Source organism: Neorhizobium sp. 2083 (assembly GCF_031455615.1).
Lineage (GTDB): Bacteria > Pseudomonadota > Alphaproteobacteria > Rhizobiales > Rhizobiaceae > Neorhizobium.
Genome location: NZ_JAVDTC010000009.1, coordinates 107,693 through 126,014, shown reverse-complemented (window position 1 = coordinate 126,014; position 18,322 = coordinate 107,693). Strand labels below are relative to the sequence as shown.

Annotated in this window: 24 protein-coding genes; 8 read left to right on the top strand and 16 right to left on the bottom strand. The window is 61.5% G+C overall.

What is annotated here, in order from left to right; translation table 11 throughout:
- Positions 1-130 precede the first annotated feature (130 nt).
- From J2X76_RS27385 to J2X76_RS27365, 5 genes are all read right to left on the bottom strand, one after another.
- On the bottom strand, positions 131-400 hold the full coding sequence (locus J2X76_RS27385) for a hypothetical protein (protein WP_310220711.1): 270 nt from the start codon (positions 398-400) through the stop codon (positions 131-133).
- Positions 401-1,015: 615 nt separating this feature from the next.
- Positions 1,016-1,237, bottom strand: a complete 222-nt coding sequence (locus tag J2X76_RS27380) for a hypothetical protein (protein ID WP_310220710.1) — start codon at positions 1,235-1,237, stop codon at positions 1,016-1,018.
- Positions 1,238-2,458: 1,221 nt separating this feature from the next.
- Positions 2,459-2,713 (bottom strand): hypothetical protein, encoded by a 255-nt coding sequence (locus tag J2X76_RS27375; protein ID WP_310220709.1) that lies wholly within the window; start codon positions 2,711-2,713, stop codon positions 2,459-2,461.
- 75 nt (positions 2,714-2,788) lie between these two features.
- Positions 2,789-3,040: a DUF982 domain-containing protein gene (locus J2X76_RS31685; RefSeq protein ID WP_405030101.1), complete on the bottom strand. Its 252-nt coding sequence runs from the start codon at positions 3,038-3,040 to the stop codon at positions 2,789-2,791.
- A gap of 75 nt (positions 3,041-3,115) precedes the next feature.
- On the bottom strand, positions 3,116-3,619 hold the full coding sequence (locus J2X76_RS27365) for a hypothetical protein (RefSeq protein WP_310220707.1): 504 nt from the start codon (positions 3,617-3,619) through the stop codon (positions 3,116-3,118).
- Between the two features lie 263 nt (positions 3,620-3,882).
- Between J2X76_RS27365 and J2X76_RS27360 the strand changes: the two genes are divergently transcribed.
- Both J2X76_RS27360 and J2X76_RS27355 read left to right on the top strand, forming a co-directional pair.
- Positions 3,883-4,185 carry a hypothetical protein gene (locus tag J2X76_RS27360; RefSeq protein WP_310220706.1) on the top strand — a complete coding sequence of 101 codons (303 nt, stop codon included), beginning with the start codon at positions 3,883-3,885 and terminating at the stop codon, positions 4,183-4,185.
- A gap of 9 nt (positions 4,186-4,194) precedes the next feature.
- On the top strand, positions 4,195-4,431 hold the full coding sequence (locus J2X76_RS27355; RefSeq protein ID WP_310220705.1) for a DUF6894 family protein: 237 nt from the start codon (positions 4,195-4,197) through the stop codon (positions 4,429-4,431).
- 429 nt (positions 4,432-4,860) lie between these two features.
- Here the strand turns inward: J2X76_RS27355 and J2X76_RS27350 are convergent, their stop codons facing one another.
- From J2X76_RS27350 to J2X76_RS27340, 3 genes are all read right to left on the bottom strand, one after another.
- Entirely contained in the window at positions 4,861-5,556 is a 696-nt protein-coding gene (locus J2X76_RS27350; protein WP_310220704.1) for a hypothetical protein, read from the bottom strand.
- A gap of 51 nt (positions 5,557-5,607) precedes the next feature.
- Complete coding sequence (locus J2X76_RS27345) at positions 5,608-5,814, bottom strand: hypothetical protein (protein ID WP_310220703.1); 207 nt, start codon at positions 5,812-5,814, stop codon at positions 5,608-5,610.
- Between the two features lie 152 nt (positions 5,815-5,966).
- Positions 5,967-6,203 (bottom strand): hypothetical protein, encoded by a 237-nt coding sequence (locus J2X76_RS27340; RefSeq protein WP_310220702.1) that lies wholly within the window; start codon positions 6,201-6,203, stop codon positions 5,967-5,969.
- Positions 6,204-6,262: 59 nt separating this feature from the next.
- On the opposite strand from J2X76_RS27340, the gene J2X76_RS27335 reads away from it, so the two are divergent.
- Positions 6,263-7,147 carry a transporter substrate-binding domain-containing protein gene (locus J2X76_RS27335; RefSeq protein WP_405030100.1) on the top strand — a complete coding sequence of 295 codons (885 nt, stop codon included), beginning with the start codon at positions 6,263-6,265 and terminating at the stop codon, positions 7,145-7,147.
- Between the two features lie 41 nt (positions 7,148-7,188).
- Here the strand turns inward: J2X76_RS27335 and J2X76_RS27330 are convergent, their stop codons facing one another.
- The 3 genes from J2X76_RS27330 to J2X76_RS27320 all read right to left on the bottom strand — a co-directional run bounded on the left by J2X76_RS27330 (position 7,189) and on the right by J2X76_RS27320 (position 9,228).
- The gene (locus J2X76_RS27330; protein WP_113128653.1) at positions 7,189-7,854 is read right to left on the bottom strand and encodes a helix-turn-helix transcriptional regulator; all 666 of its coding nucleotides are present in this window, start codon (positions 7,852-7,854) and stop codon (positions 7,189-7,191) included.
- A gap of 223 nt (positions 7,855-8,077) precedes the next feature.
- On the bottom strand, positions 8,078-8,725 hold the full coding sequence (locus J2X76_RS27325) for a response regulator transcription factor (protein ID WP_310220700.1): 648 nt from the start codon (positions 8,723-8,725) through the stop codon (positions 8,078-8,080).
- An 86-nt stretch (positions 8,726-8,811) separates the two neighbouring features.
- Complete coding sequence (locus tag J2X76_RS27320) at positions 8,812-9,228, bottom strand: hypothetical protein (protein ID WP_310220699.1); 417 nt, start codon at positions 9,226-9,228, stop codon at positions 8,812-8,814.
- An 82-nt stretch (positions 9,229-9,310) separates the two neighbouring features.
- On the opposite strand from J2X76_RS27320, the gene J2X76_RS27315 reads away from it, so the two are divergent.
- Positions 9,311-9,661 carry a DUF952 domain-containing protein gene (locus J2X76_RS27315; protein ID WP_310220698.1) on the top strand — a complete coding sequence of 117 codons (351 nt, stop codon included), beginning with the start codon at positions 9,311-9,313 and terminating at the stop codon, positions 9,659-9,661.
- A complete protein-coding gene (locus J2X76_RS27310) occupies positions 9,658-10,749 on the top strand; it encodes a quinone-dependent dihydroorotate dehydrogenase (RefSeq protein WP_310220697.1) in 1,092 nt (363 codons plus the stop codon). Before J2X76_RS27315 ends, J2X76_RS27310 begins: the two co-directional genes overlap by 4 nt.
- On the opposite strand, the gene J2X76_RS27305 is transcribed toward J2X76_RS27310, so the two are convergent.
- Genes J2X76_RS27305 through J2X76_RS27295 form a run of 3 tightly spaced genes read right to left on the bottom strand, consistent with a single transcriptional unit; the run spans position 10,725 to position 12,849 of the window.
- A complete protein-coding gene (locus J2X76_RS27305; protein ID WP_310220696.1) occupies positions 10,725-12,089 on the bottom strand; it encodes an MATE family efflux transporter in 1,365 nt (454 codons plus the stop codon). The two genes, J2X76_RS27310 and J2X76_RS27305, sit on opposite strands and share 25 nt — an antisense overlap.
- 3 nt (positions 12,090-12,092) lie before the next feature.
- Positions 12,093-12,581 (bottom strand): CAP domain-containing protein, encoded by a 489-nt coding sequence (locus J2X76_RS27300; RefSeq protein WP_310220695.1) that lies wholly within the window; start codon positions 12,579-12,581, stop codon positions 12,093-12,095.
- Position 12,582: 1 nt separating this feature from the next.
- The gene (locus tag J2X76_RS27295; protein WP_310220693.1) at positions 12,583-12,849 is read right to left on the bottom strand and encodes a DUF6460 domain-containing protein; all 267 of its coding nucleotides are present in this window, start codon (positions 12,847-12,849) and stop codon (positions 12,583-12,585) included.
- A 128-nt stretch (positions 12,850-12,977) separates the two neighbouring features.
- Here J2X76_RS27295 and J2X76_RS27290 point away from each other — a divergent pair, with 128 nt between their 5' ends.
- A complete protein-coding gene (locus tag J2X76_RS27290; RefSeq protein ID WP_310220692.1) occupies positions 12,978-13,919 on the top strand; it encodes a methyltransferase in 942 nt (313 codons plus the stop codon).
- A 105-nt stretch (positions 13,920-14,024) separates the two neighbouring features.
- The gene (locus J2X76_RS27285; protein WP_310220691.1) at positions 14,025-14,666 is read left to right on the top strand and encodes a YitT family protein; all 642 of its coding nucleotides are present in this window, start codon (positions 14,025-14,027) and stop codon (positions 14,664-14,666) included.
- A gap of 22 nt (positions 14,667-14,688) precedes the next feature.
- On the opposite strand, the gene J2X76_RS27280 is transcribed toward J2X76_RS27285, so the two are convergent.
- Positions 14,689-15,153, bottom strand: a complete 465-nt coding sequence (locus tag J2X76_RS27280) for a carboxymuconolactone decarboxylase family protein (protein WP_310220690.1) — start codon at positions 15,151-15,153, stop codon at positions 14,689-14,691.
- An 18-nt stretch (positions 15,154-15,171) separates the two neighbouring features.
- Positions 15,172-15,678: an Rrf2 family transcriptional regulator gene (locus J2X76_RS27275; protein ID WP_310220689.1), complete on the bottom strand. Its 507-nt coding sequence runs from the start codon at positions 15,676-15,678 to the stop codon at positions 15,172-15,174.
- Between the two features lie 92 nt (positions 15,679-15,770).
- On the opposite strand from J2X76_RS27275, the gene J2X76_RS27270 reads away from it, so the two are divergent.
- Complete coding sequence (locus J2X76_RS27270; RefSeq protein WP_405030099.1) at positions 15,771-18,317, top strand: ligase-associated DNA damage response DEXH box helicase; 2,547 nt, start codon at positions 15,771-15,773, stop codon at positions 18,315-18,317.
- Positions 18,318-18,322: the final 5 nt, after the last annotated feature.

Here is an 18,322-nt window from a genome sequence, read left to right as displayed (position 1 = left end):
CAACCAGGCTCCGATGACCTGAGCACACCGCCGGGTCTGTCACTGTGAACCGTAGAGACCTTTGCGCACGAACTGCGCGATGGAAGCCCTGCACCGTTCGTTGGGCATGCGAATGCGTAGCCACCGACCATCACATCAATCTTCCCCAGGCAGGATCCCACTGAACCCCTTCGGAAAGTTCTACGAAGATTGGCCGCCGGTCCGGCCCACGGTTCTTGTTTTCAGCCATCCTGAAGGCCGCTTCAGGCTCCATCTCCTCGCCGGGAAAAATTGCGTCGTCTTCGGAGGCGTCGGCAACCCGGCGGATGAAGCCTCTTACTTGGTCGCCGGAATGGTAAAACTTGATGATCAGGACACCGGGGGCAGGCGCCGCGCCGAGATAGCGGTAATAGGTATTCATGGTTTTCCTCCATCGTCAGAGCTGTCTACCTGACGCCTGGAGCGCAGAAAGGTTCCCCGCGCCGGGAGCGCCGCTGACGGCGATGTCGCATCAGCTTCTTCTGCCGGTCGGCCGACGCGGCGTCTTGTTCCAGAAGAACGGTTTCGAGCACAGCTCGATCACCGCCCGCCAGGCGGCGGCGCGGGTTGCTGTCACACTTGCCTTGTCCTACACGCAGGATCGGCATCGCACAGGCATCAGCGCGCGTGTCAAATTCGCTAGCAGCGCATCTGAATAGTCCACTTTCCCATTGGATCCGAGGGCAGACGTTACGGCAACATTCCAGCTATTTGAACCATGAAGATAACCAGACCAATCCATTTGGACGCTGTCCAGAAAAGTGCCGCCTTTTCTTCCATAGGAAGACGCACCACAGGAAGCCAACGATCAATGGACTCGCAATCACCAGTACCCCAAGCAGATGCCGTTGGATTGTCTCCAGCATATTAGGCTCCCGAACCAAGCAACTGTGAAATAGGTCAATGGCCACGATCTTCTAGTACGGAATTTTTCCGACCCGAAATTAGGAGGTGGTACTTGTCACGATGACGGCCAGCAGTCGCGACATCCTTTGCATCAGATGAAGTCTACCTTTTTAAGGGCAGCCTCGAGATCCTGCTCATTGTGAATTCCGCTTTGGAAAAGCTGCAATAGAGTCGCCGCCAGCCCTTCAGCCTGCCTACTTTTCTTTTGAATGCCTGCCTCGACGCACGCGACATCGAACACCCGCTGCAACATATCCAGCTCTTCAGGTTGTAGCGGGTCAGGATACGGAAAGCTGGCGTGCTCAGTGATCATGGGACGATCTCCTCGTACGGTACAGTATTCCAAGGAAGTACCAACGAATAGTCCACGGAAGCTGAAACGCCTTGAGGAAAAGAAGGCTCGACCGTTTTCCCGCTCGAGCCTTTAGCAGTCTGTTGATAGTTCGATGCAAGCACGGTTGAAGTTCCGTCAATGGCACGCCGAGAGTGTGATGATCGCGTATCGGCGTTATTTGTACTTCTTGCCCACGATGGGTGTCATCGACCGGAACAACTGCGTGTAGTTCGGAGGTTGATCCCAGCCATCGTCGTCGGTGCAGTTTTGGCAAGGCAATCCCGCGCCACCACAGCCGCATCCCCTCTTTCCGCTCCATGGCTTGTTTAGGTGCCTTTCGCAGACCCAACCTGTGTCATCGCATTGCTTACATTGACGCATACTCTGCCTTTCGGTTTTGTACGGCAGACATGGAGTCGTATTCCGCTGGGTCAACGAGTTCGAGGGAGAATATCCATCGATATCCGAACAGGCCGATTGATCGAGAAGAAATGGGGTGGCGCAGCTCAGCGGCGGGAGCAGAACGATATCCAAGATGCCATCAAGGGAACCTAAACACGCTATCGCCGGGCGGATTTCACTGAACGAAGAGTGCGCGCTCTTTGCCGGACAGCATCCATCGTGGCCGCAATAATAGCGGTTCAGGATAAACTGCTTGCACCGAGGCGACCTGTTGATAAAACGGATAGGCGTTCCACGGCGGGGCTTTTTACCCTGAGGCAGATACGCCAGCCGTAAGTGCTGTTTGGCGGCCCATAGGAAGCGCTGAGATACATACAAATGACTCTTCGCGGGGAGGCCGCGCGCTGTACTGGAACGGGATCGATGCGTGCTGTGCATCGCTCTGATGCAAGACCCACCGAGAGCGAGCATGAACCCAGCTCATCTCCGCTTGGGGCGAGCAGCGAAGCCGGTTGCATTCTTGAGCACACTCCAATCACGGAGCCGGATTAATTTAGCGATTTCGGAATCTTCGGAGGGAACTGACTCGCGCGATGGTCATTGAATTGTCGTCGCGAGGGCAATCCCCGTCCCCCCTCGAAACGATTGTTCGTTCCCCGCGAACACGCTCTCGCGACGCCCATGTCCAGTCCGCCACGGCTAATTAGCTTCGCCTTATGGAAAAGGGGCCTATTCCGGCCCCCGCGATGCGCTGCTGGATACTCTCCTCTCCACTCGCCGCCCCCCCCGGCGCAGGGATCACATCAGGTCTGTGCCGGACTCCTCTGGGATCTCAACCACGCGACCGATCTCATGGAGGTAGGCGATGATTTGGTCTTTGAGGTGGTCTCGTTCGCCAAATGCCGAGGAAACAAGCTCGATCCGACGGTAAGCTTCTTTGTCAGTCGGATCGACGGGCTCTGCGAGGACATATCCGATATTTCCGATGGCCTGGATGTTGCTTCCGGCCTCGATCATGGCGATGACAAATGCTGAGACTTCGTCTTTGGTCATGATTGCAGTTGAGCAGATTTGGTGATTGGCACAACTAAAAAAACCATTAGTGCGCGCCGCGTAGTCGATCCCGACTCAATTGCCACTGATATCAAGATCGGCTTCCTCAGCCGCCCGGAGGAACGCGGCCCGCGCTTCGGCAACTGGGCGGCTACCTCTCATCACGTCGAGGAAGATCTCGCTAGCTCGAAGAAACTCTTCTCCGGAATTTGCGGGCCAAGAGGAATTCAGGATCTCTGAAGCCTGTTCAGTGCTGCTGACTTTGCATCGTAGGCCATTTTCATCTTCGTAGACCACTGGTCGACGCCAACGTTTAGGATCAAACATTCTCCAACTCCGCCACTCTGCGCCAGACAACATTCAGCATCCACATGCGCTCCCGATTCTGGCATAGCGCAGGCGCTATCGGCGCTTCAAATCGAGTTCGGTGGTTACGATCTGCTCTCCAGAACTAGGATCCTTGTCCACGGTCTTGATACGCAGGCCGGTTTCGCCGACCTTTTGAATTATCATGGTAGCCTTGCGATCCCCGTAAATTTCATTGGCCCACGTCACGTCGAGGTTGATCGTGTTGCCGTCGCGACTTCCCGCGAGGGCCGAAGCCTTACCCGACACCCCCACGTAAGTACCCGAATAGGAGTTGCCGGACGTATTGACCTTGGCTTTGAAGCCCCGCGTAAGGACGACCAGCGCGCGGCACGACCCATCCATGGAGAAGCTCGATGCATCGGCCTCGGATTTCATATTGCACGAGACGTTGACGTTCTCACCGCCGAGTTTTCGGAGCACCTTGCCTCCGCCCGTCCAGTTACCCTCGATAGATTTCAGGAAATCTTCCTCGGCTGCACTCGCGCTGAAGGGGATAACCGAACCTGCGATCAACGCAGCAATCGAGAAAATGCGCATTGTGAGCCTCCTTGTTCTTGACGCGTCACAACCGCGGTGTGTCAGCTATGGTTCCGATGCCGCGGCGACAACGCGATCGGACTTTACTCTGCTTCTTCCTTCCGCAGTCAAAGACGCTCCGCTCTGCGGCGGCTCCGTGCACGGCCGTGCGGCGTAGCTGGTAATTCCACATCACGACCTGATACCAATCACGTCTCTCCAGATTCCTCGCCTCAGGTAGTGGGGAGGCAGATCGTGTCGCGCTAACCTGCAATTCTAGCAAGATGCCGCAGGTGCTCGGACTGCATGTGCTGGAACATGTCCAAAAGATCCTCAGCGGCGATTGTCGACGCACCCCGATTTTTCAGACGCTGGATCAGCTCACGCTGCTGCAAGATAATTGCCTCGCCACGACGTACGTGGCGTCGGACCATGTCAAGTTCGGTTTCGAACGGGGCGTCCATTCCGACAGAATACGTCGCGTTGAACGGAGAGGCAAATCCTTAGCCGAGGCTCTTTCCTTCGGAGCCGTCTCGGGCAATGGCGGAACAAGGATGGATGATCTGAGTTTGAGCCATGAAATTTAAGGAAACAGCATGCCCAGATATTACTTCCATATTCGCAAAGATGGTATCCTTGAGAAAGACTTGGAAGGTACTGAATTCGCTACCCTCGACGCAGCCGAAGAGGACGCCGTTCAAGCTGTCCGGGAGATACTTGCGGAGAAAGTATTGGCCGCTGACATCATCGACGGCGACCAATTTGAGATCGCCACCGCGGAAGGAACCGTCCTCAGAGCGGTTCCTTTCAGATCTGTTCTCAGGCTCCAGTAACCCGAGAGCTCGTGTCTTTGGTAGTGGTGCGTGAAGGGGAAACTGGGGGTCGGGGGTGGACTTCCTCAACAACCGCCCCATATTTCTGCACATCGTCAGCAACCGAAAAGGTAGGCGCTGACGGCTGAGGGTTACCATGTGCTCCCGCCTGCCAAGCCGGAGCAACGCTTTGCCCAAAAAATCATACGAAATAGCCTTATCGAGCTCAAAGGAGGCAATCACTGCCTCGTACGCGCTGCTCAGATCACGGAGAACCTTGTGGCATGGCGCCGCGCAGTCCAAGGACCTCCTGCGAGACCCGTTCCCAATTCGGCGCCGGAGAGAAACGATGGTGCCACTGCAGGCGACTCTCGTGAAGCAGAGCTCTCAACAGAATCCTCTGCGTCCCGGTAGCCGCGTCCGTCAGAGCTGAATTCAGCGTGAATCGACCTACTTGTCTTCGTCATCCCATTGGAGAGGTTTGGGAAAACTTGAGGCCACGCGGATAATCTCAGTACTCTTTTGGTAGGCTGGGGTGGCCGAAATCCACTCTCGCCTTATGTGAATTGTATCGCCGACCGCTCGGCGGCTGGGAGATGATCGCGCTCTCGCAGGTTTGCGGAGAACATCATGGCCAGCACTACTCCTTACGAACGTGAGATGGGGATTATCTACGACGTCTTGACGAAGAGCGTCATCGTCACTTTTCGAGGGGGAATCGATATGCTCGGACCTTTTACCGATAAAAGAAGCGCTATCGAAGCTGCCGAGGACTTCTGCCGGAAGCTCGGGTGGGCAGGGTAGGTTAGCCTCTTCGACAATCTCGAAGTGCCGGGCAGGCTTCGGAGCCTTTAGTGCCGCGATCGTTTCCTGATCGTCCGCGTCGCAGATGAGCTTGATGTCGAGCAGGGAGGGCGGCCAGTCGAGCCGCACGAGGCTGGCGATCAGCTGCTCCGCCACTGCCGCCTCGCGGTAGAGCGCCACCATCACCGTATAACAGGGAAGGCCATCCTCCGGAGGCCGAGGGGCCGCCGGGCCCGGACCTGCGAATTGCTGTCGGGTGAAGGCGGCGAAACGCAGCCCGAGCGACGCGAAATAGATCAGCGACAGGAGAATATGCAGGACGAGCAGCGTCTCGACGGGCATGACGATCAGTGCCGAGACGAGGGCGGCAAACCAGAGCCCGGCATAAAATCCCTAGTGGGCGGAAAGCACGATGCGGGCCGAAAAAGCAGGGTGACGGTCGAACAGTACGCTGATCGTCTCGCGCACGCGTCGCATCCCCCCGGTCTGCCAGACTGCCCGGCGGATCGCGGAAGGGGTCGTGATCGCAAGGCCCTGTCCGAGCTGCGGCATGGTGGAAAGGCTCGCCCGGAGATCGGAAAGCCTTGTCGCTTCGGGCACGATCGCCACTTGTGGCGGCAGGAAGCGGTGGTTGATCCGGATCTGGATCGGACGTGGCTATCCAGCCCTGGCATGTCGTTGATCGAGGCCGGATCGATCTCAGCCATGAAGGGCAGGCGGAGGTAGCGAGCCATCGCTCCATAATAGGCTACCTAGTCGATCTGGCCGCAGTGAAGCAGCTCGCTTTCGATGCTGGTGCCGTTGTGCCGCGACCTCTCGGAGAGCGCCGCAAGCAGCGGTTTCGAGAAGCCCAGCGCGGCAAGGGCTGCGAATTCGGGATCCTCGGCAACGGCGCCAGGATCCGCCGACGGTTTTCCGAACGAGGCCGGATTGATCAGCGCTTCGCCTTGCACCGACAGCGCTGCTGGCGGATATTCCCCTAAGCGCATGATTCTGCTACACCGCCCGCAAGCGAACGCCCCAACCTGTCCCGATCTGGATCATAGAGATGCATCCCATGATTGCATCCCCGAAAATCAAGGGGTTTCTCAACCTTCTGCAGCTTTGCCTTGTGGCGGGGGGGATTTTTTCCGCCGCCCTGCCAGCCCAGGCTGGGGAAGGCGACAGCCCGCTGCCGCTGATGTTCGATGCCAAGGAGCGGCTTGCCCGCCCGGATCTCTCCACCATTGTCCGGGTGCGGATCCTGACCAGCGTCGATTTCCCGCCGTTCAATTTTGCCGACCAGACCGGCCGGCTTGCAGGCTTCAATGTCGATCTTGCGCGCGAGATCTGCGCCGAACTGAAGATCGAAGCAAAGTGCCAGATCCAGGCACTGCCCTTCGGCGAACTGGAAAAAGCCCTTGAAGGCGGTGCCGGCGAGGCGGTGATGGCCGGCATCGCAGCCACGCCGGAGCGGCGCCAGCGGTTCGCCTTCTCACGGCCATATCTCGGCGTGCCGGCCCGTTTTGTCCGCAACCTCAAGGCCAGGATCGACGGTGATACGGCGGCGGCGCTTTCCGGAAAGCCGGTCGGCATCGTCAGGGGTACCGCCCACGAACTGATGCTGAAGGCGTTTTTCCCGAAGGTCGCCGCCACGCCCTTCGACACCTACGAGGCGATGCTGGAAGCGTTGAAGGCGGGCAAGGTGGATGCCGTCTTTTCCGACGGGCTGAGGCTGCCCTTCTGGGTCGCAGGCGAAAGCTCGGCAAAATGCTGCGCGCTCTTCGACGGTCCCTATCTGTCCGAAAAATTCCTCGGCGAAGGTCTTTCGGTCATGCTGCGCAAGAACGATCCGCTCCTGACCGCGGCCTTCGACCAGGCGCTGAGCGTCCTGTCGCGCAACGGCCGGCTGCAGGATATCTACCTGCGTTATTTTCCGAACGGGCTTTATTGATCGGCCGCCGGTAGGAGCAATTTCCTACCGGCTATGCGTGCTCACTGGCTCGCCCAGATGATCCGCGCGATCCATTCCACATCGGAAAGATCGAAGGTGCGGTTCGGGTGGTCGGGATTGAGCGACAGGAGCTCGACCGTCCGGGCGCTCTGGCGGGCGAGCACTTTTGCCATCACCTCGCCTTCCCTGGTCTTGAGAACCACGCGGTCGCCGCGGCGCACCTGCGCGCCGGGCTCGACGATCAGCACGTCGCCGTCGCGGTAGAGCGGCATCATCGATTCGCCCTGGACTTCCAGCGCATAGACGCCGGCCTTGCGGGAAGGATCGACCGGGAATTCCACAACATCCCAGCCCTGGCCTGCCGGAAAGCCGCCATCGTCAAAAAAGCCGCCGGCGCCGGCCTGCGCGAACCCGAGCAGCGGGATGGAGCCGCTCTGCGGCGGGAAATTGCCTTCGGGCATCGAGGAGCGGCCGGGAACCGCCGGCAGGTAGCTCATGAACTGGTCGATCGTCGCGCCCGTCGCTTCCAGCACCTTGGCGATCGATTCGGTCGAAGGCCAGCGCAGCCGCCCGTCCGGGCCGAGCCGTTTCGACTTGTTGAACGAGGTGGGGTCGAGCCCGGCGCGCCGCGCCAGCCCGGAAGGCGTCAGCTGGTGGCGTTGGGCGAGCGTATCGATCGCGCTCCAGATCGTATCATGTGACAGCATCGTCGTCCGTACCCGTGACCGGTGCGCGAGACAAAGCCGGACAAGCCAGCGCTCTGCGAACCTCTCGATCAGAACCCCTCCCGATCAGACTTTTGTCGACCGGATTCTTGAACGCTCCGTCCCGGCGGTTGCCAGCTCGCGCGCACGCCCCGGATTTTACCGGAACCGCAGCCTCGCGTAAAGGGATGAGAGGAATAAAATCCTGTTCCCGTGGCGGCCCGTGTCAGGCCACCAGCGCCATGTTGATCTTGCCGAGCTTGATCACCGCCTGGGTGCGGCTATCGACGTTGAGCTTCAAGAGGATGGCCGAGACATGCGCCTTGATGGTCGCCTCGGAGACGCCGAGCTCATAGGCGATCTGCTTGTTGAGCAGCCCCTCGCCGAGCATGGAGAGCACACGGTTCTGCTGCGGCGTCAGCGTCCGCAGCCGCTCGATGATCTCGATGAGGCCCGGATCTTCTTCCGGTCCCGCCAGATCGCCCTTCGGCGCCCAGATGTCGCCTTCCAGCACCGCCTGGATGCCGGCGCGGATATCGTCGAGCCCGGAGGATTTGGAGATGAAGCCGGAGGCACCGAGTTCCAGCGCCCGGCGGATGGTGGCGCAATCGTCGCTCGCCGAGACGATGACGATCGGCAGGCCGGAAAATTCGGCCCTGAGCGACATCAGGCCTGAAAAGCCGCTGACGCCCGGCATCGAAAGGTCGAGCAGCATCAGGTCGGTATCGGGATTGTTTTCGGCCGCCCGCCGCGCCGCATCGAAATCACCGGCCTCGATGATGACGAGTTGTTCGGCGATACCGCGCACCGAATGGCTGAGCGCGCCGCGAAACAGAGGGTGGTCGTCTGCGATGATGATCGTGAGTGTCTGCATTTCCACGCCCCCTCCCAAGAGCATAGTCGTGCTTTGAATCTTAGGAAGTTGTAAACCTCTCGCAGACCCGAAACAAGTGCGGGAAATCACGTACGATCGGGTTGTGGCTTATTGGCCTCCCGTTCGTCTGCGAATTCGCCGACGATCGCCATGAAGCGCCGCATGAACTTCTCCATGATCGACAGCGAACGGTCGACCTCCGCATCGCTCGGCAGCGCCTTCAAGGCGTCCGGCGGCGTGTGGCTGAGCCGCTCCTCGAGTGCGGTGACGCGTTTCGCCAGCCGGTCGAGTTCCTGTTCGTACGCCGCCCTTTCGTCGGGCTGCATCCGGCAAGTGAGCGTGCCGTTCTCGTCGCGGCAGAGCGTCATCGCGCCGGTTTCGGTATCGAGCCGGACGATGCCGGTTTCGGTGCGCTGAAGCTGGAACCGGTTGGTTTGCGGTTGCTGCGCCGAGGCGGCGAGCGGCAAGAGCAGCGTGCAAGTCGTCAATGCGAGCGTTCTCATGTTGTGGTCCTCCTGCTGTAACGGTGGACAAGCGCCGGGCTTTGCGGCAAACGGTCGGAGAATAGCAGGTCCCCGAGAGTTGATGATGACGGATATAGTGTACAAGATCGTGCCGGAAACGCTTTGGCGCCAGGCGAAGCAAAAAGGTGTCTTCGAAGGCGCCGAAATCGACCTGAAGGACGGCTATATCCATTTCTCGACCGGCGCCCAGGCGAAGGAGACCGCCAGGCTGTATTTTGCCGGCATGGCCGGTTTGATGCTGATCGCGGTCAATGCACCGCAGCTCGGCGAGGCGCTGAAATATGAACCTTCGCGCGGCGGCGATCTTTTCCCGCATCTCTACGGCACGCTGCCGATATCCTCGGTGCTCTGGGAAATGCCGCTTTTGATCGGCGCCGATGGCCTGCACGCTTTTCCGGAGAAGATGCCATGATCGGCCCCTTTGCCGGGCTTGCCTCGCGCAGCCTTTTCGTTTTCGATCCGGAAACCGCCCACGGCCTGTCGATATCAGCTCTGAAGACCGGCCTCGTGCCTGCCTGCCGGCTGCCCGCAGATCCGCGGCTTGCCCAGACGGTTGCCGGCATCCGCTTTGCGAACCCGATCGGGCTTGCCGCCGGTTACGACAAGAATGCCGAAGTGCCGGATGCGATGCTGAAGCTCGGTTTCGGCTTCACCGAGATCGGCACCGTCACTCCAAAGCCGCAGGCGGGCAACGACAAGCCGCGCATCTTCCGCCTTGTGGAGGACCGCGGCGTCGTCAACCGGCTCGGTTTCAACAACGAGGGCCATGAAGCCGCCTTTGCGCGCCTGACCGCGCGGCGCAACGCGTCCGGCATCGTCGGCGTCAATATCGGCGCCAACAAGGATGCGGCCGACCGTGTCGCCGACTATGTCGCCGGCATCCGCAAATTCTATGCGCTCGCCACCTATTTCACGGTCAACATCTCCTCGCCCAATACGCCGGGCCTGCGCGACCTGCAGGCGCGCGACAGCCTGAAGGCGCTGCTCGAAGCGGTGCTCGCCGCCCGTGCCGAAGAGGCGCTGCTCCACGGCCGCACAGTGCCGGTCTTCCTGAAGATCGCTCCCGATCTCACCGAGGAGGGCCTCGACGATATCGCGGCCGAAGCTGCGGCCCATCCGCTCGACGGCCTGATCGTCTCCAACACCACGCTTTCCCGCGACGGGCTGAAGGACCAGGTCCGGGCGAAGGAGGCGGGCGGCTTGTCCGGCGTGCCGCTCTTCAGGCGCTCGACCGCCATTCTCGCCAAGGTTCGCAAGCGTGTCGGCCCGGATCTGCCGGTGATCGGGGTCGGCGGTGTTTCGAGCGCGGCCGACGCGCTCGAAAAAATCCGCGCCGGTGCCGATCTCGTGCAGCTTTATTCCTGCATGGTCTATGAAGGCCCCGGCCTGCCGGCCACGATCGTCAAGGGCCTGTCGGGCTTTCTCGACCGGGAAAAGGTTACCTCCATCCGTGAGCTGCGCGATACCCGCCTCGATCAATGGGCCGAGACGAAGCTCTGACGCGCCTTGCGCGGCACCATCGCCGCCAGGAAGAAGCCGCGCATCAGAAGGAACAGGTTGAGCGACAGCCAGAGCCCGTGATTGCCCATCGGTGGCACGAGTACGGCAAGCCCGATGCAATAACCGGCAAATGAGATGAGCATCATGTTGCGCATCTCGCGAGACCAGGTGGCGCCGATGAACACGCCGTCCATCTGGAAGGCAAGCGCCCCGGTGAGCCCTGTCACGGCCGCCCAGCCGAGATAGGTATAGGCTGCCTGCCGCACGTCTTGCGAGGTGGTCAGCAGCTCGATGATCGGCTGGCCGAAGGCGATGAAGAACAGCCCGACCGCCCCCGCCATCACGAAGGACCACAGCCCGGTCAGCTTGAGCGCCCGGTCGAAGGACGGCCGGTATTGCGCCCCGACCGCCCGGCCGGCGAGCTGTTCGGCGGCGCCAGCCAGTCCGTCGAGGAAAAAGGCCGACAGCATGAAGATATTCATCAGCACGGCATTGGCGGCCAGCGTCACCGCCCCGAAACTCGAACCGACGCGGGTGAGCACCGCAAAGGCGCCGTTCAATATCAGCGAGCGGATCAGGATATCGGCATTGAGCTGGAAGAGCTGCCGCAGCTTGGCGGTATCGAAGATGTCCTCACGCGTCGGCCTGTAGGCGGCGGAAAACTGCCGGCTGACAATGACGAGGCCGATCGCCACGGCGGTCACTTCCGCCGCAGCCGTCGCCCAGGCGACCCCTGCCACGCCCCAGCCAAGCACGAGGCCGAACAGGATGGCGAGCACGATGTTGGTGCCGTTGAGGATGATCTGCAGCATGAGGCCCAGCATGCCCTGGCCGCGCCCGAGCACGAAGCCGAGAATCGCGAAATTGGCAAAGGTCGCCGGGCTCGTCAGCACCCGGATGCCGAAATATTGCCGTGTCACGCCGGCGACGGCGGGATCGCTGGTCATCAGGTCCGGCGCGAACCGGAGGATCAGCGGCGAGAGCGACAGCATGATCACCCCGAGGCCGATCGCGCTCAGGAATGCCCGCCAGAACACCGCCTGCTGCTCGCGCCGGTCGCCGCGGCCGAAGGCCTGGGCCACCAACCCGGTGGTCGAGGTGCGGAAAAAGCTGAGGCTGCCATAAATGAGATCGAAAAGGATGGCGCCGATCGCCAGCCCGGCCAGCGCTTCCGCCTTGCCGAGTTGCCCGACCACCGCGGTATCGGTGAGCCCGAGCAGCGGCGTCGTGAGAAACCCGAGCGTCATCGGGATGGCGATGCCGAGCACCAGCCGGTGCGTCACGTCGAACGGCCTGACTGCCTCAGCCTCGCGATGGTGCCCCGCTTCCCCGCTTTCCATCGGTCAGCCGGAGAGAACCATGGCCCAATAGGGCCGGGCGCCCGCCGAGGTTCGCGCCATGGCGACGCCGAGCCCCTTATAGGATCCGAGCATGTTTTCGAGATGTTTCGGCGAATCGATCCAGGCCTGTACCGCCGCCGCGACCGTATCCTGTCCGCTGGCGATGTTCTCGGCCGCCGGCAACGCCACGTCGCTACTCTTCATCCGGGCGCCAAAATCGTCGTCGAAGCCGATCAGGTGCTTCATCTCGTTGGCCTTGGCCATGCGAACGGCCTGGCGGGCCGCCGCTTTGCGGGCCGGCATGTCGAGTGTAAGCGCCGCGAGGCCGCGGCTTTGGCGCAGCTTGTTGACCATGGGAAGTGCTGCCTGGGTCTCGTCCTCGGCACCTGCCGTCGGAGTCAGCACGGCCGGGGTGGAGCAGCCGGCCAGCACCAGCGCCATGCCGGAAAAGACGAGAAAGTTCCGCCGCGAGGGTTCGATCAGTGAGGTCATGTCAGCGGCGATAGCTTATGAGGCGCAGGAGGACGAAGATCGGGATGACGATGATCGCGCCGAGAACGAGATAGTTGCCGACCCGTCCGAGCGCCCGGAAGCCGTTGTACCAGAGGTCCAGGAACCAGTAGCGGATTTCGCCGACGATATTGTCGGGCGTGAAGCCGAAGAACGCCAGCACGAAACCCACGACCAGGCACACCACGATCAGCTTGACGATCGTGCGACCCGGTGTATCGCCCAGGAACCTGTTGACCCCGTCCGCCATCCTTGTCCTTCTCCGAATTGCTTGAAAGGCATAACCGCGGCTCTGTCGCGCCGCAAGCGTCTCCCCTCAGATAGAACTTGAGTTTTTTTGTGGCTTCGGCAAAGAACCACCACCTTCGAGGACCTTGCATGACGCCCAAGCCCGTTTCAACAGGCCAATTTTCGTCCGGCGATGCCACCGCCGACCGCCGCGCCGACTACGCCCGCATGCTGGCGGAAGGCGCGGATTTTCTAGCCGCCGCGGAACTGATCGAACAGGCGCTCGAGCTGGTGCCCGGCTGGGCCGCGGGCTGGTTCCGGCTCGGAGAATATCGCGAAAAGGCCGGCCTCGGCACCGCGATAGAAGCCTATCGGCAGGCTCTGGCCCTGCAGCCGGACGACGTCTTCGGCGCCCGCCTGAAGCTTGCATTGCTGGGTGCGGAGGAAACGCCCGCCCGGCCGCCGAGCCGTTATGTCGAAGGCCTGTTCGATGACTATGCCGACCGTTTTGATAGGGCGCTTGTCGAGAAGCTCGGTTATTCCGTGCCCGCCAAGCTGGCCGCCCTGGTCGCGCCGCACGGACCTTTCCGAAATACGATCGACCTCGGCTGCGGCACCGGCCTGTTCGGCGCCGAAATCCGGGGCAGGACCGAGCGTCTCGAAGGCTTCGATCTGTCGGCCAACATGCTGGCCAAGGCGCAGGCCAAAGGCCTCTACGATCATCTCGGCCAGTCCGATCTTAGCCTCGCGCGGGAGGCTTCCGGCCTGTTCGGCGAACTTCCGCTCCATCGCGGCGATCTGGTTTCCGCGGCCGACGTGCTGATGTATCTGGGCTCGCTCGAAACCGTCTTCCCGCTGGTGCAGGACCTGCTTTCACCCGGCGGCTTTTTTGCATTCTCGGTGGAGGATGCGGGCGAGGGGGAGGTTTTCGTGCTGCGGGATTCCCTGCGTTATGCCCATTCGGAAACCTATATCCGGACGTTGCTTTCCACCTTCGGCTTCGATCTCATGAAGGTCGAAACCGCCGTCATTCGCATGGATGCCGGGAAACCTGTCCAGGGCATTCTGTTTCTGTCGCGAAAGCCCGGCTGAACCTGCCGTTTCTTGCTTTTTCATGGCGAGGCCACCGATGACTTGAAGCCCCTTGCCGATGGTTTTATTGCAGTGCAATATCATCGCAGATCCAAGGGGTTCAAATTGGCTGAACAGCAGAGGCGCGGTCTCGGATTTTACAGCGCCGATCCGTCGCAGCATACGCTGCTGGAGGACGCGCAGGGCCTTTTTATCGGCGCCATGGTGTCGGCGCTCGGTTTCTATTTCCTCAATCGGGTCGGGCTTCTGACTGGCGGCACCGCCGGCGTCGCCTTCCTGCTGCACTATGCGTTCGGGATCTCGTTCGGCCTGCTGTTCTTCATCGTCAACCTGCCGTTCTACTACCTGTCGTTCAGGCGGCTGGGTTGGGCTTTCTCGCTGAAGACCTTCATTGCCATCGCGCTGGTCTCGGTCATTACCGAGGTGGAGAGCCGTTTCTTCCTGATCCAGTATCTGCACCCGTTCTGGGCAGCTCTTCTCGGCGGCCTGGTGCTGGGTTACGGCCTGCTCGGGCTTTATCGCCATCGCGCCTCGCTCGGTGGCGTCGGCATCCTGGCGATCTATATACAGGAGCGGTTCGGCGTGCAGGCGGGCCTCATCCAGCTCGCCTTCGATCTCTGCGTCATGCTTTGCGCCTTCGTGGTCGTTTCGCCCATCACCGTCGCGTGGTCGGTGCTGGGCGCTGTCGTGCTCAATCTCGTGCTGGCCATCAATCACCGCTCCGACAGGTATATCGTCGCGCGGTGATCGAGGGCAGGCCGAGGCGGGTTCAGGCGGCCTTGGTGGCCGGCTTGTCGACCGGATGCTGGTTGCGGAAGCCGACGGCAAGCCGGTTCCAGGTATTGATGGCGCCGAGAGCGACGGTGATCTTGACCATCTCCTCTTCGGTGAAATGCGCCTTCAGCGTGTCGAATGCGCTGTCCGGAATGCCGGTATCGGCGATGCGCGTGACGGCATCGACCCAGCCGAGCAGGGCGCGTTCCTTGTCGTCATAGACCGGCGATTCCCACCAGACGCACATCATGTTGATCCATTGTTCCGAAAGGCCGTCATGGCGTGATTCCTTCACATGCATGTCGACGCAATAGGCGCAGCCGTTGATCTGCGACGCACGCAGCTTGATGAGGTGGATGAAGCGGCGCTCCAGGCCGGAAGCCTGGACGTAGTTTTCGAGCGCGGTCACGGCCTTGATGGCTTCCGGGGCGGCTTTCATCATGTTGAGACGGGGATGCATGGTCTTCTCCTTGGGTTGTCAGCCGTTCCGGCTGGTTCTGCGTTCGTTGAGTTCGAGGAAGGCGCAGCCGCGGGCGGCGATGCCGCCATCGTCGGCTGCGCTGAGGTCCGCCAGGATGTCGGCGATCGTCACCTTGGCGAGTTCGGCGCGATAGGCTTTTTCGGCCTTCAGCATCGCGGCGTTGATGCCGCAGGGTTTTGTGAAATAGCGGCCCGGCAGCGGGTTTGGCCCGCGCTGGCGGATTTCGGCGCAGCGGAAGGCAGGAGCCGGCCCTTCGACCGCGAGCACGATATCGAGAAGCGTGATTTCCGCCGGCTTTTTCGCCAGCCGATATCCGCCTTTCGGACCCGGCACCGTTTCCACCAGTCTGGCGCCCGACAACGCCTGGAGATGTTTCAGCAGATAGCTGGTCGAAACACCGTGAAATTCTGCCAGCGCCGCGGCCGACAGGACCCCGCCTTCGGAAAGGCTGGACATCATGCTGATGCTGTGGATCGCCTGTTCGACGCCGTCGCCGAGTTTCATGGGGTATCTCCTAATCGTGGATAAAATTTATCTATGATTGTCGCAGGCGTCAAGCCCCTTCTTTTTCGCCCGCTTTCTCTTAACTTAACGGCGTGGATATCATCGAAACCCATTCCTCCGGCCGTGACGCCGCGCTTCTGCCCCGGCCGTTCCAGAAATGGTTCGCGGAGAAGGGCTGGCAGCCGCGCGCCCACCAGCTGGAATTGCTGTCGCGCGCCACGTCCGGCGAAAACATGCTGCTGATCGCGCCGACCGGCGCGGGCAAGACGCTTGCGGGATTCCTGCCCTCGCTGACCGATCTCACACGCCGCGGCAAGATGCCGCCCGGCTCGGCCTTCACCGGCATCCACACGCTCTACATTTCGCCGCTGAAGGCGCTCGCCGTCGATATCGAGCGCAACCTGATGACGCCCGTCTCCGAAATGGGCCTCGATATCTCGATCGAGAACCGCACCGGCGACACGCCGCAGGCCAAGCGACAGCGCCAGAAGCTCAATCCGCCGGACATCCTGCTGACCACTCCCGAACAGGTGGCCCTGCTGCTCGCCAACAAGGAGGCCGAACGTTTCTTCAAGGACCTGAAATACGTGGTCCTCGACGAGCTGCATTCGCTGGTCACCTCCAAGCGCGGCCATCTCCTCTCGCTCGGCCTTGCCCGTATCCGCCGGCATGCGCCGCACATGCGCACCATCGGCCTCTCGGCCACCGTGTCGGATCCGATGGACCTGCAGCGCTGGCTGGTCCCGCAAAACGCCCCGGAGGGCGCGCATCCGGCCCGGCCCGCCGGCCTCGTGCATGTCACCGGCGGTGCTGCGCCCGACATCACCATCATGCGCACCGAGGACCGTATTCCCTGGTCCGGCCACGTCTCCACCTATGCGATCCCGGAGGTCTACGAGGAGATCAAGCGGCACAAGACGACGCTGATCTTCGTCAACACCCGCTTCCAGGCCGAACTGCTGTTCCAGACGCTGTGGACCATCAACGAGGACAACCTGCCGATCGCCCTGCATCACGGCTCGCTCGATGCCGGCCAGCGCCGCAAGGTCGAGGCAGCCATGGCTGCCAACAAGCTCCGGGCGGTCGTCGCCACCTCGACGCTCGATCTCGGCATGGACTGGGGCGATGTCGATCTGGTCGTGCATGTCGGCGCGCCGAAAGGCGCTTCGCGGCTCGCCCAGCGTATCGGCCGCTCCAACCACCGCATGGACGAACCGTCAAAGGCGATCCTGGTACCCGCCAACCGTTTCGAGGTGATGGAATGCCAGGCGGCGCTCGACGCCAATTATCTCGGCGCCCAGGATACGCCGCCGGTCGGCGAGGGGGCGCTCGACGTGCTCGCCCAGCACGTGCTCGGCATGGCCTGCGCCGAGCCCTTCGACCCGGTCGAGCTCTACGACGAGATCACGTCCGCCTCACCCTATGCAAATCTCTCCTGGGAAATGTTCGAGCGCGTCGTCGATTTCGTCGCGACCGGGGGTTATGCGCTGCGCTCCTACGAGCGTTACGCCAAGATCCGCAAGACCAAGGAAGGCCGCTGGCGGGTCTCCAACCCGGCTGTTGCCCAGCAATATCGCCTGAACCTCGGCACGATCGTCGAGGCGACGGAACTCAATGTCCGGCTGGTCAAGCGCAATGCCCAAGGGCTGGCAAAGGGCACGGTCGGCCGCGGTGGCATGTCTCTCGGCAAGGTCGAGGAATATTTCCTCGAACAGCTCGTCCAGGGCGATACCTTTCTCTTCGCCGGCAAGGTCCTGCGGTTCGAGGGCATCCGCGAGAACGAATGTCTCGTCTCGAACGCCTTCTCGCTCGATCCGAAAATCCCGGCCTATGCCGGCGGCAAATTTCCGCTCTCGACCTATTTGGCCGACCAGGTGCGCGGCATGCTCGCCGATCCCGACCGCTGGGGCGTGCTGCCGGATCAGGTGCGCGACTGGCTGAACATCCAGCTCGAACGCTCCATGCTGCCGAAGAAGGACGAGCTGCTGATCGAGACTTTTCCGCGCGGCAAGCGGTTCTTCATGATCGCCTATTGTTTCGAGGGGCGTTTGGCGCACCAGACGCTCGGCATGCTCCTGACCCGCCGGCTGGAGCGAGCAGGCAGCCATCCCCTCGGCTTTGTCGCCACCGATTATTCGCTCGCCGTCTGGGGTCTTAACGATATCGGCGCGATGATCCGCACTGGTCGCCTCAGCCTCTCGGACCTCTTCGACGAGGACATGCTCGGCGACGATCTCGAGGCCTGGCTTGATGAATCCTATATGCTCAAGCGCACCTTCCGCAATTGCGCCGTGATTTCCGGCCTGATCGAGCGCCGCCATCCGGGCAAGGAAAAGACCGGCCGCCAGGTCACCGTTTCCACCGATCTCATTTACGACGTGCTGCGCAGCCACGAGCCGGACCACATCCTCCTGGAGGCGACGCGGCGGGATGCGGCATCCGGTCTTTTGGATCTTGCCCGATTAGGCGATATGCTGGCGCGAATCAGGGGGCACATCACCCACCGCGATCTCGACCGCGTTTCGCCGCTCGCCGTTCCCATCATGCTGGAGATCGGCAAGGAGCCGGTGCCGGGCGAGGCCCATGACGCGGTGCTGCAGGAAGCCGCCGACGAACTGATCGCGGAGGCTCTAGGCTGATGCGG